General features: G+C 71.9%; 14 protein-coding genes and 1 pseudogene. 11 read left to right on the top strand and 4 right to left on the bottom strand.

Annotated elements, in window-relative coordinates; genetic code table 11:
* Positions 1–108: 108 nt before the first annotated feature.
* Positions 109–1,029: a diiron oxygenase gene (locus ACIO3R_RS30395; protein WP_402110181.1), complete on the top strand. Its 921-nt coding sequence runs from the start codon at positions 109–111 to the stop codon at positions 1,027–1,029.
* A gap of 28 nt (positions 1,030–1,057) precedes the next feature.
* Positions 1,058–2,704 carry an FAD-dependent oxidoreductase gene (locus tag ACIO3R_RS30390; protein WP_402110180.1) on the top strand — a complete coding sequence of 549 codons (1,647 nt, stop codon included), beginning with the start codon at positions 1,058–1,060 and terminating at the stop codon, positions 2,702–2,704.
* A gap of 30 nt (positions 2,705–2,734) precedes the next feature.
* On the opposite strand, the gene ACIO3R_RS30385 is transcribed toward ACIO3R_RS30390, so the two are convergent.
* Positions 2,735–3,259, bottom strand: a complete 525-nt coding sequence (locus tag ACIO3R_RS30385) for a DoxX family membrane protein (protein WP_385040783.1) — start codon at positions 3,257–3,259, stop codon at positions 2,735–2,737.
* Between the two features lie 235 nt (positions 3,260–3,494).
* Between ACIO3R_RS30385 and ACIO3R_RS30380 the strand changes: the two genes are divergently transcribed.
* Together ACIO3R_RS30380 and ACIO3R_RS30375 are read left to right on the top strand one after the other, a co-directional pair.
* Positions 3,495–5,510, top strand: coding sequence for an FAD-dependent oxidoreductase (locus ACIO3R_RS30380; protein WP_402110178.1), 2,016 nt, complete (start codon positions 3,495–3,497; stop codon positions 5,508–5,510).
* Positions 5,511–5,575: 65 nt separating this feature from the next.
* A complete protein-coding gene (locus tag ACIO3R_RS30375; RefSeq protein ID WP_402110176.1) occupies positions 5,576–6,127 on the top strand; it encodes a PadR family transcriptional regulator in 552 nt (183 codons plus the stop codon).
* Between the two features lie 61 nt (positions 6,128–6,188).
* On the opposite strand, the gene ACIO3R_RS30370 is transcribed toward ACIO3R_RS30375, so the two are convergent.
* Entirely contained in the window at positions 6,189–7,139 is a 951-nt protein-coding gene (locus tag ACIO3R_RS30370) for a hypothetical protein (protein WP_385040791.1), read from the bottom strand.
* The gene (locus ACIO3R_RS30365) at positions 7,136–7,966 is read right to left on the bottom strand and encodes a phosphatase PAP2 family protein (protein WP_385040793.1); all 831 of its coding nucleotides are present in this window, start codon (positions 7,964–7,966) and stop codon (positions 7,136–7,138) included. Before ACIO3R_RS30365 ends, ACIO3R_RS30370 begins: the two co-directional genes overlap by 4 nt.
* 165 nt (positions 7,967–8,131) lie before the next feature.
* On the opposite strand from ACIO3R_RS30365, the gene ACIO3R_RS30360 reads away from it, so the two are divergent.
* From ACIO3R_RS30360 to ACIO3R_RS30340, 5 genes are all read left to right on the top strand, one after another.
* Complete coding sequence (locus ACIO3R_RS30360; protein WP_385040795.1) at positions 8,132–8,761, top strand: TetR/AcrR family transcriptional regulator; 630 nt, start codon at positions 8,132–8,134, stop codon at positions 8,759–8,761.
* A 249-nt stretch (positions 8,762–9,010) separates the two neighbouring features.
* Positions 9,011–10,024, top strand: coding sequence for an SPFH domain-containing protein (locus ACIO3R_RS30355; RefSeq protein WP_402110173.1), 1,014 nt, complete (start codon positions 9,011–9,013; stop codon positions 10,022–10,024).
* A complete protein-coding gene (locus tag ACIO3R_RS30350) occupies positions 10,021–10,920 on the top strand; it encodes a hypothetical protein (protein WP_385041869.1) in 900 nt (299 codons plus the stop codon). The genes ACIO3R_RS30355 and ACIO3R_RS30350 overlap by 4 nt, the downstream gene beginning before the upstream one ends.
* Positions 10,921–11,007: 87 nt before the next feature.
* Positions 11,008–11,517 carry an NUDIX hydrolase gene (locus ACIO3R_RS30345; RefSeq protein ID WP_402110171.1) on the top strand — a complete coding sequence of 170 codons (510 nt, stop codon included), beginning with the start codon at positions 11,008–11,010 and terminating at the stop codon, positions 11,515–11,517.
* A 50-nt stretch (positions 11,518–11,567) separates the two neighbouring features.
* Complete coding sequence (locus ACIO3R_RS30340) at positions 11,568–12,062, top strand: FBP domain-containing protein (protein WP_385041865.1); 495 nt, start codon at positions 11,568–11,570, stop codon at positions 12,060–12,062.
* Between the two features lie 65 nt (positions 12,063–12,127).
* On the opposite strand, the gene ACIO3R_RS30335 is transcribed toward ACIO3R_RS30340, so the two are convergent.
* Positions 12,128–14,572 carry a beta galactosidase jelly roll domain-containing protein gene (locus ACIO3R_RS30335; RefSeq protein WP_402110169.1) on the bottom strand — a complete coding sequence of 815 codons (2,445 nt, stop codon included), beginning with the start codon at positions 14,570–14,572 and terminating at the stop codon, positions 12,128–12,130.
* On the opposite strand from ACIO3R_RS30335, the pseudogene ACIO3R_RS30330 reads away from it, so the two are divergent.
* Positions 14,568–14,669, top strand: a pseudogene (locus ACIO3R_RS30330) (3-hydroxyacyl-CoA dehydrogenase family protein); the annotation flags it as partial. The gene ACIO3R_RS30335 and the pseudogene ACIO3R_RS30330 sit on opposite strands and share 5 nt — an antisense overlap.
* A gap of 386 nt (positions 14,670–15,055) precedes the next feature.
* On the top strand, positions 15,056–15,443 hold a 388-nt coding region (locus tag ACIO3R_RS30325; protein WP_402110168.1), incomplete at its 3' end, for a transposase.

Raw genomic sequence — 15,443 nt, 5'->3', positions numbered from 1 at the left:
ACAAGCGAGGGCGGCGTTCGGCGGCCACCTGTCTCATCGCGTGGGCACGGAATGAGACACGGGCCGGGCGGCGTCGGGTCGATCTCTCTCGATTCAAGGAGCCGCAGCATGGCAAGCAGCACGGTTCGCCCGGAGGACCGGAACCAGGAACGGCGCGCCGAACAGGACGTCGCCCGGCGTCTGCTCGACTCGGCCGCGAAGCTGTCGTACGACCCGGCCACCGAGGTGGACTGGAACACCCCCCTGGACACGGACCACCATGGTGCGAGCCCGGAGTGGAGCACGCTCTACGGGACCGCGTACTGGCAGGAGTTGACCGATGCCCAGCGCAAGGCGCTGACCCGCCAGGAGGCCGCGTCGGTCGCCAGCACGGGCATCTGGTTCGAGATGATCCTGCAGCAGATGGTGCTGCGCGACATGTACGCGGAGGACCCGACCGATCCGCGGTTCCAGTGGGCGCTCACCGAGGTCGCCGACGAGTGCCGGCACTCCATCATGTTCGCCCGCGGCGCCGCGAAGCTCGGCGCCCCGGCCTACCGGCCGCGCCGCGCGGTGGTCGAACTGGGCAGGGCTTTCAAGACACTTGCCTTCGGCGAGGCCGCGTACGCCGCGATCCTCGTCGCCGAGGAGGTGCTCGACGTGATGCAGCGCGACTGGATGCGGGACGAGCGCGTCGCGCCGTTCGTCCGCACCATCAACAACATCCATGTGGTGGAGGAGTCACGGCACATGAAGTTCGCCCGTGACGAGACCCGCAGGCGCCTGCGGAACGCGGGTCCGGTGCGCCGGCACATCAACTCCCTCGTGGTCGCGATCGCCTCGTACTACATCGTCACCAGCATGGTGAACCGGGACGTCTACGCGAACGCCGGGCTGGACGGCGAGCGCGCCCGCGCCGAGGCCGGGACCAACGAGCACCACAAGTCCCTGATGCGGTCCAGCTGTTCGGGTCTGATGGAGTTCCTCGCCTCGGCCCGGCTCCTCACCAAGCCGGCCCTGTTCTTCTACAAGCGCGCCTCACTGATCTGACCCGGACCCACCGACCCGAGCTGACGAGATGACCTACGCCATCACCCAGACCTGCTGCAGCGACGCCACCTGTGTCGCCGTGTGCCCCGTCAACTGCATTCACCCGACGCCGGAGGAACAGGCCTTCGGCAGCACCGAGATGCTGTACGTCGACCCGGCGACCTGCATCGACTGCGGAGCCTGCGCGGATGCCTGCCCGGTCGACGCTGTCTTCCCGGTGGACAGCCTCTTCGGGGCGCAGCAGGAGTACGCCGCGATCAATGCCGCCTACTTCGAGGACCGGGAGCCGGAGCCGGTGGCCGGGCCGAACTTCCATGCCTGGGGCGAGCCGTCGTTCCCGCGCAGCCTGCCGTCCGACTTCGCGCCGATACGGGTGGCGGTCGTCGGCACCGGACCGGCCGGGATGTACGCCGCCGAGGATCTGCTGCTGCACACCAACGCCGAGGTGACCCTGGTCGACCGGCTGCCGGTGGCCGGCGGACTCGTCCGGTACGGCGTCGCGCCCGACCATCCCGCGACAAGGAAGGCCGGCGAGACGTTCGCACGGTTCCACTCGCACCCCCGGGTGCGGATGGCCCTGGGCGTCGAGGTGGGCAGGGACCTCACCGCGCAGGAGCTCGCCGCCCACCATGACGCGGTGATATACGCGGTCGGCGCCTCCACCGACCGGCGGCTCGGTGTGCCGGGCGAGGACTTGCCGGCCAGTATCTCGGCCACCTCGTTCGTGTCCTGGTACAACGCCCACCCCGAGGCACCGGCGGATACCGTGGCCCTGACGGCGGAGCGGGTGGTCGTCGCCGGGAACGGCAACGTCGCGCTCGACGTCGCGCGCATCCTCGTCACGGATCCGGCCGCCCTGGCGGACACGGACATCGCCGATCACGCGCTGGCGGCCCTGCGGGACTCGAAGGTGCGCGAGGTCGTGCTGCTGGGGCGACGCGGCCCCGAGCACGCGGCCTGCACGTCCTCCGAGCTGCTCGCCCTCGCCCATCTGCCGGGTGTGGAACTGGTCGTGGACGACAGCGATCCGAGGACGGGTGCGGCGGTCGACGGCGCCGCACCGGGCGAGAAGGCCGCGCTGCTGAGGAACGCGCGCCGGGAGGCGGTCGACTGGTCGCTCCCTCCGGCCGCGGGACGGCGCATCGTGTTCCGTTTCCACTCGGCCCCGGTGGAGGTGCTCGGCCATGACCGCGTCGAGGCGGTGCGGGTGACGGCGGGCGAGGGCGAGCAGGAGATCGCGGCGGGCCTGTTCCTGCGGGCGATCGGGTACCGGGGTCTGCCGGTGCCGGGACTGCCCTTCGACGAGGCGACCGGTACCGTCCCGCACGAGGGCGGCCGGGTCACGGGCCTGCCGGCCACGTACGTCGTCGGCTGGATCAAGCGCGGCCCGTCGGGCGGCATCGGGGCCAACCGTACCTGCGCCGCCGAGACCGTCGGCGCTCTCCTGGACGATGCCGTCGCAGGGGTGCTGCCCTCCCCCGCGCCCCCGCCCAGGGCGTTCCACCGTCTCGTCCGGAGGCGCGGCCTCGACGTCGTCGACGCCCGGGGCCAGGCGGCCATCGACCGGGCCGAACTGGCGGGCGGCCGCGAGCAGGGCCGTCCACGGGTCAGACTCGCCACGGTGCCCGCGCTGGTCGCGGCGGCGAAGGGCGGCCGCCGGCGACCGCCGGACTGACCGGGCCTGCCGACGACGGATCGTGCGGGATCAGAATTCCTCCGGAGCCGGGACCTGCGCCCTGGCCCGCTTGCCGACGACGGCAGCGGCCGCCACCGCACCGCCCGCGAAGGCCAGAGCCACCGTCCAGGGCCGGTTGAACAGGTGGCAGGTGGCCTGGTCGACGGAGTAGCGGCCGGGGCCGATCAGGCCGATCGCCGCAGCGGTGAAGCCGAGGAAGGCCGGATACTCGTAACCGCCGCCCTGCGCGAAGAATCCGGCGGGCGCGTGGACGGCCACGGCTCCCGCCATGGCACCGGCGGCCGCCGCTCCGGCCGCCGGTGTGGCCAGGCCCAGGGCCAGCAGGACGCCGCCGCCGGCCTCGCCGACTCCGGCCGCGACCGCGCTGTGCTTCGGCGGGTGGAAGCCCATGGCCTCCATCGCGGCGGTGGTTCCCTCGATGCCTCCGCCGCCGAACCAGCCGGCCAGTTTCTGGCTGCCGTGCGCGGCCAGCACCGCGCCGGTTCCGACGCGCAGCAGGAGCAGGCCGAGGTCACGACGGTTCACGCTGCCCATGGGGTCTCCGGGAGGGTTCGGGGCCCGCTGCGAACGAGGGGGCCCGGGTGCGGTGCGCTACGTGTCCACTCTCCGCGCCGCCGCGGCCCCGAGCGGCACGTTGTTACGCCGTCCGCGTGGCCGGACGGGGCGTGACGCGTGGCGCAGTGCGACGTACGCCATTGTGCAACTTGTTGCACAATGGCGTCGCGGTGCTCTAGAACTGGTGCGAAGACACTGCGCGAGGAGCCGCCGCATGAGCCCGTACCCGCATCTGCTGAGCCCGCTCGACCTCGGGTTCACCACCCTCCCGAACCGGGTCCTGATGGGATCGATGCACATCGGCCTGGAGGAGGTCGAGAACGGCTTCGAGCGCATGGCCGCGTTCTACGCCGCCCGCGCCCGGGGCGGCGTGGGCCTCATGGTCACCGGGGGCATCGCGCCGAACGAACAGGGCTGCACGTTCCCCGGGGGCGCGAAGATGACCACAGAGGCGGAGGCGGCGCAGCATGCGCGGGTGACCTCGGCCGTGCATGCGGCGGGCGGCCGGATCGCCATGCAGATCCTGCACTTCGGGCGTTACGCCCACCACCCCGGCCTGGTGGCACCGAGCGCGGTCAAGGCCCCGATCAGTGCGTTCACCCCGCACGCGCTCACCGACGACGAGGTCGAGTCGACCGTCGAGGACTTCGTCACGGCGGCCGTGCTGGCGCGGCGCGCGGGGTACGACGGCGTCGAGATCATGGGCTCCGAGGGCTACTTGATCAATGAGTTCATCGCCTCGGCGACCAACCACCGCGACGACCGGTGGGGCGGCGGTTACGACAACCGCATCCGCTTCCCCGTCGAGATCGTGCGCCGGGTCCGTGAGCGGGTCGGCAGCGACTTCATCCTGATCTACCGGCTCTCGATGCTGGACCTGGTGCCCGGCGGATCGTCGCTGCCGGAGGTCGTGCGGCTCGCCCAGGAGATCGAGGCGGCCGGGGCGACGATCATCAACACCGGCATCGGCTGGCACGAGGCCCGTATCCCCACCATCGCGACGTCGGTGCCGCGCGGCGCCTTCACCTGGGTCACCGAGAAGGTGCGCGGCGCCGTCTCCGTGCCGCTGGTGACGAGCAACCGGATCAACACCCCGGAGGTCGCGGAGGAGATCCTGGCGGCGGGGCGCGCGGACATGGTGTCGATGGCCCGGCCGTTCCTCGCCGATCCGGACTTCGTCGTGAAGGCGAGCGAGGGCCGCGCGGACGCCATCAACACCTGTATCGGCTGCAATCAGGCCTGCCTGGACCACATCTTCAGCGGCCAGGTCACCTCGTGTCTGGTCAATCCGCGGGCCTGCCACGAGACGGAGCTCACGCTGTCACCGACGAGGACCCGCAAGCGGATCGCGGTCGTCGGTGCCGGTCCCGCCGGGCTGGCGTGTGCGGTGACGGCGGCCGAGCGCGGTCACGAGGTGACGCTCTTCGACGCGGCCGACGAGATCGGCGGGCAGCTCGATGTGGCGCGCCGGGTGCCCGGCAAGGAGGAGTTCAACGAGACGCTGCGCTACTTCCGCACCCGGCTGGCGGAGGAGAAGGTCGAGCTCCGGCTCGGTGCCCCGGCCACCTCTGGGCAGCTCGACGGCTTCGACGAGATCGTCCTGGCCACCGGGGTCGCTCCCCGCACCCCCGCGATCCCGGGCGTCGGCCACCCGAGCGTCGTGAGCTACCTCGACGTCCTGCGCCACGGGGCGCCGGTGGGCGACCGCGTCGCCCTCGTCGGGGCGGGCGGGATCGGTTTCGACGTGGCCGAGTTCCTGACCGACGGCGGGGACGGCGCGAGCCTGGACCCCGAGGTGTTCTTCCGGCAGTGGGGTGTCGACACCGAGTACCGGGAGCGGGGCGGACTGGGCACCGCCGAGCGCCCGGAGCCGCCGCGCACGGTCCATCTGCTCCAGCGCAAGGCGAGCAAGGTCGGTGCGGGGCTCGGCAGAACCACTGGGTGGATCCACCGCACCGAACTCCGGCACCGCGGCGTCACCATGCTGGCGGGCGTGGGTTACGACCTGATCGACGACGCCGGTCTGCATGTCACGGTCGACGGCGAGCAGCGGTTGCTGCCGGTGGACACGGTGGTGCTGTGCGCGGGCCAGGAGCCCCGGCGGGACCTGTACGAGGAACTGCTCGCCGCGGGCCGTCCCGCGCATCTGATCGGCGGCGCGGATGTCGCGGCCGAGCTGGACGCCAAGAGGGCGATCCGCCAGGGCACGGAACTCGCCGCCGCGCTCTGAGCAGGCGCCTCTCGACGGCCCGCGGCCGCGGGCCCGCCCGCCCGGCCGTCCTTAGGATGCACCCCATGTCACTCCCGCACGCGATCCTCACCGCCCTGCTCGAAAAGCCTTCTTCGGGGCTGGAGCTGACCCGCAGGTTCGACCGGTCGATCGGCTACTTCTGGTCGGCCACGCACCAGCAGATCTACCGGGAGCTGGGAAAGCTGGAGCAGGCCGGGCAGATCAGGGCGCTCGTGCCGGCGCAGTCCGCGCGGGGGCAGAAGAAGGAGTACGAGGTGCTGCCGGCGGGCCGCGAGGCGCTGTCCGCCTGGGTGGCCCGCCCGGAGGACCCGAGACAGGTGCGCGACCCGCTGCTGCTGCGGATGCGGGCGGCGGCGGTCGTCGGAGCGCCCGGCCTGGACGCGGAGCTGCGCCGGCATCTGGCGCTGCACCGGCGGCAGCTCGCGGAGTACCTGGCGATCGAGGAACGGGACTTCCCGCCGGAGCGCACCGCGGCCGAGGACCGGCTGCGGCATCTGGTGCTGCGGGGAGGCATCGATCTGGAGAACTTCTGGATCGGCTGGCTGACCCGCGCGCTGGCCGATGACGCCGTGCCGGCGGCGCCCGAGCCGGAGTAGGCGGACCGGGCGGGAGCCTCGCCTCATGCTTCAGGACGGGGCGGGAGCCTGAGGATCCGGTTCAGGACCGGCCGGCCCTGATCCGCCGGAGGTGTCCGTGTTGCGGGCGGAGGGCGCGCGGGCTCCTGATGACGACGCGCGACGGTGCGGCGGGAGCGGGCGTGGCCGCAGCGGCGGCGGGTGCCGTGCCGGCCTGTGCGCGGCTGAGCAGGAACACTCCGCGTACCGCGGCGGCCGCGCCCAGCAGCGCCGGGACGAGGCTGATCGTCCCGCCCTGGAGGCGTTCCCCGAGCAGGGCCAGGCCGATGGCCGCCGCGGCGACCGGATTGGCGAGGGTGACGACGGCGAGCGGTGCGCCGAGGCCGCCGCGGTAGGCGGTCTGGGAGAGGAGCAGCCCGCCCATCGCGAACGCCGACACGAGCACGGCGACGACCACCAGGCGCCAGGTGAACAGCGGGCCCGTGGTGTGGTCGGTGACGGCGACGGTCAGCGTCTGGGTGAGCGCGGAGGCTACACCGGAGGTGATGCCGGAGGCCGCCGCGTGCCGCAGCCCCGGGCGGGCGCCCGGCCGGCTGAGGCCCGCGACGACCGCCATGGTTCCGGCGCCGACGGCCAGGGCCTCGACCAGGGTGAGGGTCTCGTGCGGGGCGGAACCGCCCGCGGTCATCAGCAGGGCGCCGAGGCCGAGCAGGGTGAGCAGGGTGCCGCGCCATTCGGTCGTGGAGACGCGGCGTCCGGCCGCGCGGGCGCCCAGCGGGACGGCTGCCACCAGGGTGAGGGCGCCGAGCGGCTGGACGAGGGTGAGCGGGCCGTAGTTCAACGCGGCGACGTGCAGCAGCGCGCCGCCGGCGTTCAGCCCGACGGCCGACCACCATGCGCCGCGCCCGAGCAGCCGGAGCGTCCCCGTCCCGGGTGCGGTGCGCCCGGCGAGCCGTGCCTGTGCCACCGCGGCCGACGCGTAGGCGGCGGCGGAGACCAGGGACAGCGCGACGGCGATCAGGGTGGCGTTCATCGTCCGGCTCCGGACGGGGCGTAGGACGGGGAGCGGCCGTTGGCCTGTGCGGGGGTGGAGTAGCCGGTGGCGGCCGGCCAGGGGATGTGCGCCCGGACCGGTTCCGCGCGCGGGAGGCGCAGGGCGGCGAGAGCGACCGCGAGCAGTGCGGCCACCACGATCGAGTCGAGCCAGTAGTGGTTGGCGGTGCCGACTATGACGAACAGGGTGATCGCCGGGTGCAGCAGCCACAGCCAGCGCCACCGGGAGCGGGTCGCGACGACCAGGCCGACACCCACCATGACCGCCCAGCCGAAGTGCAGTGAGGGCATCGCCGCGAACTGGTTCGCCATCGAGTCGGTGGCGGGCGTCGCCCCGTACACCGTCGGCCCGTACACCTGCCCGGTGTCCACCAGCCCGGTCGCGGCGAGCAGCCGCGGCGGGGCGAGCGGGAAGACCAGGTGCAGGGCGAGCGCGGCGCCGGTGAGTGCGGCGAGGACGCGCCGCGACCAGATGTAGTGCCGGGGGCGGCGCCAGTAGAGATAGCCGAGGAAGAGCAGGGTGGCCGGGAAGTGCACGGTCGCGTAGTAGGTGTTCGCCAGGTGGATCAGCGTCTCGTTGTGGAGCAGCAGGCCCTGTACGGCTCCCTCGCCGGGCAGGGGCACGGCGCGTTCGAGGTCCCAGACCCGTCCGGCGTTGTGGAACGCCTCATCGACGTGACCGTTGGCCGCCTGGCGGCCGAACTTGTAGATCACGAAGAGTCCTACGACGAGAAGCAGCTCGCGGACGAGGGGCGGTCGGGCAGAACTGTCCGGCTCCCGATCTGCGGGCCTGCTACCGGCGAACATCACCCGGTGCCCCTTTGCTGACGAAGCGGTGTTACGGCGGCATGGACCGGTCCATGCCGTATCGATACGCCAGTGTACCGATACGCGAACGTATCGGAACACTTGCGTATCGGTACACTGGCGTATCGATGGACCTCGTCGCAGAGTCGCAGAGAGGGAACGCGCATGTCGTCGCAGGAAACCGAGCAGGAGACGGCCCCCGCGCCACGCCGCTCGAAGATCACGCCGGAGCGGGCACAGGAGCTCTACACGGCCGTCCTCGACATGCTCAGGGAGAGCGGCTACGAGTCACTCACCATGGAGGGTGTCGCCTCCAGGTCGCGCTGCGGCAAGTCGACGCTCTACCGTCAGTGGGGTTCCAAGCCGGAGCTGGTCGTCGCCGCCCTGCACGGCACCCGGCGCGGACTGCTGCCGAGGATCGACACGGGCACCCTGGCGGGAGACCTGCGCGAGGCGGCGAAGGCCATCGGTGAGGGTTCCGGACGCGACACCCCGCTGATGCTGGCCCTGAGTCACGCCGCGCTCCAGAGTCCGGAGCTGCTGTGCGCGCTGCGCGAAGCGCTGATCCTGCCGGAGCTGGCGGCGCTGGACGCCATGGTCGGACGCGGCGTGGAGCGAGGCGAGGTGGCGGCGGACAACCCCGCCGTGGAGTTCGTCTCCGCGCAGCTGCTGGGCGTGATGCGCGCCCGGCCCCTGCTCGAAGGGGCCTACGCGGATGAGACCTTCCTCGTCCGCTTCGTGGAGGGCGCGGTCTTTCCCGCACTCGGACTGGACGCCACGGCGTCCGGGTCCTGACAGACGTGGGCCGTCGTCCCAGCGGATGACGACGGCCCGCCCGCGCCGCACCGTGGGGACGGGGGCGGCGCACCGTCCGGGCGGCCGGTGACTTCTTCGGAGGTCACCGGCCGCCCGTTTTCGTGCGCCCGCTCCGCCGGTATCCGTCACCCCCGCGCACCCAACCCTTCTCGTCCTCTTGACGATATGGTGCGATCCCCGCTATCGTCCCCATTATCGTCTCAATGACGAAAACAAGGGGGTCCTCTCATGGCCGACATCACCAGGCGCTTCGGCTGGCGCCATCTGCGTTCCGCGCCCACCGCTCACATCCGCCACCACAAGCGCGGCCGGCTCGCCCACGACGGAGCGGGACTGAGCTTCTGGTACCGGTCGCTCAGTGCCGCGCTCTCCGAGGTGCCGGTCAACGACCGTGAGCTGGCCATGGCCTTCCACGCCCGTACGGCCGACTTCCAGGACGTGACCGTGCAGGCCACCGTGACGTACCGCATCAGCGATCCGGCCGAGGCGGCCGCGCGCCTGGACTTCTCCGTCGACCCGGACTCCGGCGTCTGGCGCGGCGCACCGCTGGAACAGATCGCGACGCTGCTCACGGAGACGGCCCAGCAGCACACCCTGGACGTGCTGGCCCGCACCCCGCTGGCCGGTGCGCTGGTCGACGGCGTCGCCGCGGTACGCGAACGCGTCGCCGCGGGCCTGGCCGACGAGCCCCGGCTGCCCGCGACCGGGATCGAGGTCGTGGCGGTACGCGTCGTCGCCATCCGGCCCGAGGCCGAGGTGGAGCGGGCCCTGCGCACCCCCGCCCGCGAGCAGATCCAGCAGGAGGCCGACCGGGCGACGTACGAACGGCGGGCCGTGGCCGTCGAGCGCGAGCGGACCATCGCCGAGAACGAGCTCGCCAGTCAGATCGAACTCGCGCGCCGCGAGGAGCAGTTGGTCGAGCAGCGCGGCACCAACACCCGGCGCGAGGCGGAGGAGAACGCGGCGGCCGACGGCGTACGCGCCGAGGCCGAGGCGGCGCGCAAGGTGCGCCTCGCCCGTGCCGAGGCCGAATCGGCGCGCGAGATCGGCGCGGCCCGCGCCGAGTCCCAGGCGGCCTGGCTGCGGGTGCACGGAGAGGCGGAGGCCGTCACCCTGCACGCGCTGGCGGCCACCCGGCTCGCGGAGAACCTGCCGCGCATCGACAGCCTCACCCTCTCGCCCGATGTCCTCACCGGCCTGCTCACCAAGCTCGGCCGGCCCACCCCGGAGACCCGGGCATGAGCCTGGCCCCGAGAGCTGTTCTGGTGCACCGCACCACCGAGTACGAGGAGTTGCTCGCCCGGCACGGCACCCACGGCCAGGCGGCGTTCTTCCTGACGAGCCGGGGCCGGTCCATCGAGGAGGTCGCCCGGCGCCACGAGCGGAGCCGGCAGGCGCTCGCCGATGTGGCGGCGGCCGTTCCGCTGCAGTGGCGCCAGTCGCGGGTGGAGCGCCAGGACCTGGACCGGTTCCTGTTCGCACCCGAGGACGTGGTGGTCGTCGTCGGCCAGGACGGCCTGGTCGCCAACGCCGCCAAGTACCTCTCCGGCCAGCCGGTCGTCGGCATCGACACCGATCCCGGCCGCAATCCCGGAGTGCTGGTCCGCCACCGGCCCGCCGACGCGGCCGCGCTGCTGCGGGCGGCCGTGACGCCGGGCGGCACGGCGGACGAGCTCACCATGGTCGAGGCGGTGGCCGACGACACCCAGCGGCTGCTGGCCCTCAACGAGATCTACCTCGGCCCGTCCGGACACCAGACGGCCCGCTACCGGCTCGGCCCGGACACGGCGGACTCCCCCGCCGAACCGCAGGCCTCCTCCGGGGTCCTGGTCGGTACCGGCACCGGCGCCACCGGCTGGCTGCGCTCCGTGTGGCAGGAGCGTCGCAGCCCGCTCGCCCTGCCGGGCCCCACGGACTCCCGGCTGCTCTGGTTCGTCAGGGAGGCCTGGCCGTCGCCGGTCACCGGCACCTCGCTGGTCTCGGGCGAGCTGGGACTCGGGCAGGGGCTGCGGCTGACCGTGGAGTCCGACCGGGTGGTGGTCTTCGGTGACGGCATGGAGGCGGACGCGCTGGAGCTGACGTGGGGGCAGACCGTGCGGCTCGGCATCTCACCCACGTCACTGCGGCTGACCGTGTGACCGCCGCCGGGGCAGCCCTCCCCGTGGCGCGCCGTAGGCTCGACGCCCGTACCGGACCACCGGTCACCGATCATCACGAGGAGCGTCATGAACAGCGCTGCGGCGTCGCAGGTCCCCGCCCGCAACTCAGAACCGCCACTGGCCCAGGCCGCGCTGGGCGTGGGCGTGATCGTGCAGGACACACAGGGGCGCATCCTGCTCGGCCGGCACCACAGCGGCACCTGGGAGCTGCCCGGCGGGAAGGTCGATCCGACGCACGAGTCCATCGCGGCGGCGGCCGTGCGGGAGCTCCGCGAGGAGACGGGGCTCGCGGTCACCGAGCGCGACATGGGCGTCTTCGCGATGCTGCACGACGTGGTCGGCGGGATCAACCGGGTATCGATGGCCGCCCTGGTCACGGTTGACTCCGGCAGCCCGCAGGTGACCGAACCCCATCTCATCAGCGCCTGGCAGTGGGTCCGGCCCGAGGCGCTGCCGACCCCGCTGTTCGACCCCTCGGCACAGATCCTCGCGGCCTGGCGCCCCGACCTCGGCATCGAGCACCCGCCGGCCCACCGGCTCTCCGTACTGCCCGAGGATACAAAGGTGAAACCCTAAATCATTTATTCATTTGCCTAGGGGTCATAGGCAGAGTTAGCGTCGGTCACATGAAGGCCGTGACCGAACAGGACATCCGCGCATCGTTCATCAATTGCTCCAAGGGGGAGGCCAAGCGCCTGCCGCTCCCCCGGGATCTCGAGGAGCTGCCGTGGGAGGACCTGGACTTCCTCGGCTGGCGTGATCTCTCCGCTCCCGGGCGCAGCTACATCGTCACCGAGCACGACGGACAGCCCGCGGGCATCACGCTGCGCTTCCCCTCCCAGCAGCGCGGCTTTCTGCACCGCAGCATGTGCTCGCTCTGCCTGACCACGCACCCGGGCAGCGGGGTCTCGCTGATGACCGCCCGCAAGGCCGGACCGGCGGGGCGCGAGGGCAATTCGGTCGGCTTGTACATGTGCACCGACCTGGCCTGCTCGCTCTACGTGCGGGGGAAGAAGGCCGTGCCCTCGGGCGCCCGCTTCAAGGAGTCACTGACGTTGGAGGAGCAGATCGCCCGCACCACGGCCAACCTCTCCGCGTTCGTGGCCAAGCTCTTCGGCTGAGAGGCGGACACCCGTGCCCGCCCGGCGGTCCGGATGCCGGGCGGGCACGGGGCCCGGACCGACGGTCAGCCGTCGCGCGCGGTGCGCTTGCCGAAGACCGCTTTGTAGTCCGGTGAGGCGTTCCGCCCGGCGGGGACACCGCCTCGTACGGTGCCCTGGTTCACCAGCTCGACCGAGTCGGGTCCGACACCGCTCTGTTCGGCGGTGACCGCCAGCGCGACGGTGTTGTCGCCGTCGGCCTTCAGGAAGCCGGACGGGATGACGAACTCCCGCTGAGGACCGACATTGTTGACGAACTGACCGGTGTTCCAGCCGTTGACGAAGATCTGGACACGGTACTTGTCCGCCGTGCCCCCGTCGTCGTTGATCCGCAGACCGACCGCCGTGTCCGAGCCCTTGGGCAGGTCGAGCCGGACCGTGGTGCGATACCACTGGACACCCGGGCGGCCGCTCTTGAGCGAGCCCGTCCGCGCCCATGACGACTCCGGTGCGCCCGGCAGATGCCAGCCCATGCGCTCTCCGTACAGGCCTCCGTTGTTGTAGAGCCCGCGAGCGGTGTCGACGGGCTTCGGCCCGCCGGCGGCGCCCTGGATCCGCCAGTCGACCTTGCCGGCTCCGGCGACCTCGACGTCGGCCAGACCCCGTCCTCCCTTGGACCGGCCGTCGGAACTCCAGTCCTCGTACTGGCCCATGTTCCGCACGAGGACCGCCAGCACGGCGGGCTTGCCGGGCTCGGTCAATCCCGCCGGAACGGCGTGGGTGGCGGTTCCGTCGCCCTGGGCTCCGAGGTAGCGGCCGTTCAGCCAGACGAGGGCGTGACCCGCCGTGCCGGTCTTCACCGTGACCTTGACGGTGCTGCCCGCGGCGGTGGGCGTGTAATGGCCCCGGTACCAGGTGTCGCCCTCGTGGAATCCGTACTCGTCCGTGTCGAGGACGACGCCGGATGCCGCGCCCGGCCCGTGCATCGGGTTCGCGGCCGTGGTCCGGTCCGCCTTCGTCCAGCCCGAATCGTCGAATCCGGTCGCACGTTCGGGATCCGAGGCCGCGGTGCGCCAGGTGTTCAGTGCCGGCAGCGACACGGCCGCGGGACCCGGCAGATCCGCGACGAGCGCTCCGGCCTTGTCCCGGCTCGCAGGCAGCGGGCGGCCGTTCCAGGTGAGGACGTCCACGCCGGTGGGAGCGAAGACCCTCAGCCGGCCGGCCCGGCGGGTGTCACCCGTCAGATCGAGCCGGGATCCGGTGAGCCTGGCGGTACGGGCGAGTTCCGGGCCGAGGACCAGCACATCGCTGTTCCCGGCGTCGAGCTGCCAGGTGTCCGCGACGGCGTCACGGTCAAGGATCACGACGGTGAGTTCGCTGCCGCCGCCGGTGATACGTACCGTCCGGGTGTCGCCGTGCACGTAGTTGAGCCGCAGATCCTTGCGCTCCGGATCCCAGGTGCTCTCCACCGGGGTGCCGTCGAGTGCGGTGACCTCGGGCTTGTTCGGGTAGCGCAGGACGGTCTCGCCGTCCGTGCCCTTCGCCCCGTCCAGGACGAGGAGATCGCGTCCGGCGTTCAGCCGGGTGAGCACCTGGGAGGTGGAGTAGACGAGCCGGTGCGTTCCGAAGGCGTAGTCCGCCACCAGGGTCTCGGCGTCACGCCCGTCCACGGTGATCGCGGTGTCCGGCTTCTGCGGGACGCGCGGGTAGGCGGTGTCGCCCGTGGGCGTTCCCGCGCTCGGGTTCGTGTCGATGGCGTCGACGGAGACGAACGTTCCCTGAGAGGCGGATGTGCCCTTCTCGCCGGTGGCGACGATCTTGAGGGTGTGTGATCCGTCGCCGAGACCGTTCGCCTCGTACTGCACACGCCGGAATTCGGGGGACGCGGCGTAGCTGTCGACGGTCGCCTTCTTGACGCCGTCGATGTACACGTCAGCGGTGCCGTGGTTGGAGGAGTCCGGTCCGATCCAGCGCACGGCCGGCCCGTCGAAGGCGACCTCGACGCTGTCGCCGGCCGTGGCGGAGAACGTCTCGTCGTTCCGGTAGTCCCCGCCGGTCCAGGATTCGCCGGTGGCGTGCTCCCAGGAGCCGGTGAACTTCAGCGCTCCGGTGTCCGAGTCGTTCCACCGGTAGGTGGCGTCCTCCGGCGGTCCGGGAGGGTCTGCCAGGTCCAGCGGGAAGGTGACGCGGCTGGTCGAGGTGTCGTTGGAATCGGGATGCCGCAGCGTGATCAGCCGCATGCCGTTGCCCGATACGGACGTGTCGCCCGCGTGCTCGGTGGACAGGCGCTGCTGGGCCTTGACGGGGCCGCCGCCCGTGACGGTGACCGGCGGGGCGGTGACGGCGTCGGCGGAGGCGATCGGCTTCACGGCGTTCTGCAGGTAGCCGAATTCCTTCTGGACGGCGAGCTTGGGGGTGACGGCGCGGTTCTCGGAGATCGCGGCGCCGTAGTCGTAGGAGGTGAACCCGGAGCCGGGGTCGCCGGTCCATCCCCAGTTCGTCCCGCCGTACTCCATGTAGGAGTTGTACAAGGAGCCCCTGTACGCCGCTCCCCCGCTGCTCCAGCGGATGGTGGACGCGGGCCGGCTCGGGCGCAAGACGGGCTCGGGCTTCTACCCGTACGCCTGACAGTCCGTACGCGGGCCCGGCGCTGAAGCCGCCGGGCCCGTGGAGGCACGTTTCCCGAGGTCAGGACCGTGCGCGGCCCCGAAGAGCCTCGTCTTCTACTGCCGATCCGACGCCGTGCCGGAGCGCTACGGAGCGACGGCGCGGATGGGCGGGCCCGAAGCTCTGGGCCTTTCAGCGCTGTCGCAGCCTTCCCTGCTTGTACTGCGAAAGCTCCCTCGGATGTCCCTCCGACAGAGCTGAAAGTCCCTGAAAAGTCCCTAGCGACTCGGACCCCGGACCTACGCCTTACGAGACCGAAAACGACTAGCTTGACTCTGTCGGGGATCTTGGAATTCCTCGGTGCAGCAGCATGATCAACGGGCATGCTCGGGTAGTTCCGCCGACCGATGCAGCTGTCGAGGTGCCCGTTGTCCCTTCGCCCCCGTTCCGGTGAGCAAGTCCCTTCTCTGACCGCGCGGATCGCGCGGGCGAGCAATCCGGGCGGTACGACGGCGATATGGGTACGCGACCGCCTCGATGGGCTGTGGAGCGACGAGGACTTCGCCGACTGGTACCCACGGGATGGGCGCCCGGGGCTCTCGCCTGCTCAACTGGCCACCGTCTGTGTGCTGCAGTTCCTGCTCGGCCTGTCGGACCGGCAGGCCGCCGAGGCAGTCCGCTGTCGCATCGACTTCAAGTACGCCATGGCGATGGAACTGGACGATCCCGGGTTCCATCACAGCGTGCTGGCCGACTTCCGCGACCGTCTCGCCGAAGGCGACCGCGCTGACCGCC

The sequence above is a fragment of the Streptomyces sp. NPDC087428 genome (assembly GCF_044744085.1).
Lineage (GTDB): Bacteria > Actinomycetota > Actinomycetes > Streptomycetales > Streptomycetaceae > Streptomyces.
Note: the sequence above shows the minus strand (reverse complement) of the source record. Positions and strands in the feature narration are given on the sequence as shown.

What these genes read in the sequence shown, in the direction of transcription:
- ACIO3R_RS30385 (WP_385040783.1), bottom strand. Translation starts at nt 3,259, where the DNA reads ATGGGCAGCGTGAACCGTCGTGACCTCGGCCTGCTCCTGCTGCGCGTC.
- ACIO3R_RS30355 (WP_402110173.1), top strand. Translation starts at nt 9,011, where the DNA reads ATGGCCGACATCACCAGGCGCTTCGGCTGGCGCCATCTGCGTTCCGCG.
- ACIO3R_RS30380 (WP_402110178.1), top strand. Translation starts at nt 3,495, where the DNA reads ATGAGCCCGTACCCGCATCTGCTGAGCCCGCTCGACCTCGGGTTCACC.
- ACIO3R_RS30365 (WP_385040793.1), bottom strand. Translation starts at nt 7,966, where the DNA reads ATGTTCGCCGGTAGCAGGCCCGCAGATCGGGAGCCGGACAGTTCTGCC.
- ACIO3R_RS30340 (WP_385041865.1), top strand. Translation starts at nt 11,568, where the DNA reads ATGAAGGCCGTGACCGAACAGGACATCCGCGCATCGTTCATCAATTGC.
- ACIO3R_RS30390 (WP_402110180.1), top strand. Translation starts at nt 1,058, where the DNA reads ATGACCTACGCCATCACCCAGACCTGCTGCAGCGACGCCACCTGTGTC.
- ACIO3R_RS30395 (WP_402110181.1), top strand. Translation starts at nt 109, where the DNA reads ATGGCAAGCAGCACGGTTCGCCCGGAGGACCGGAACCAGGAACGGCGC.
- ACIO3R_RS30360 (WP_385040795.1), top strand. Translation starts at nt 8,132, where the DNA reads ATGTCGTCGCAGGAAACCGAGCAGGAGACGGCCCCCGCGCCACGCCGC.
- ACIO3R_RS30345 (WP_402110171.1), top strand. Translation starts at nt 11,008, where the DNA reads ATGAACAGCGCTGCGGCGTCGCAGGTCCCCGCCCGCAACTCAGAACCG.
- ACIO3R_RS30370 (WP_385040791.1), bottom strand. Translation starts at nt 7,139, where the DNA reads ATGAACGCCACCCTGATCGCCGTCGCGCTGTCCCTGGTCTCCGCCGCC.
- ACIO3R_RS30350 (WP_385041869.1), top strand. Translation starts at nt 10,021, where the DNA reads ATGAGCCTGGCCCCGAGAGCTGTTCTGGTGCACCGCACCACCGAGTAC.
- ACIO3R_RS30375 (WP_402110176.1), top strand. Translation starts at nt 5,576, where the DNA reads ATGTCACTCCCGCACGCGATCCTCACCGCCCTGCTCGAAAAGCCTTCT.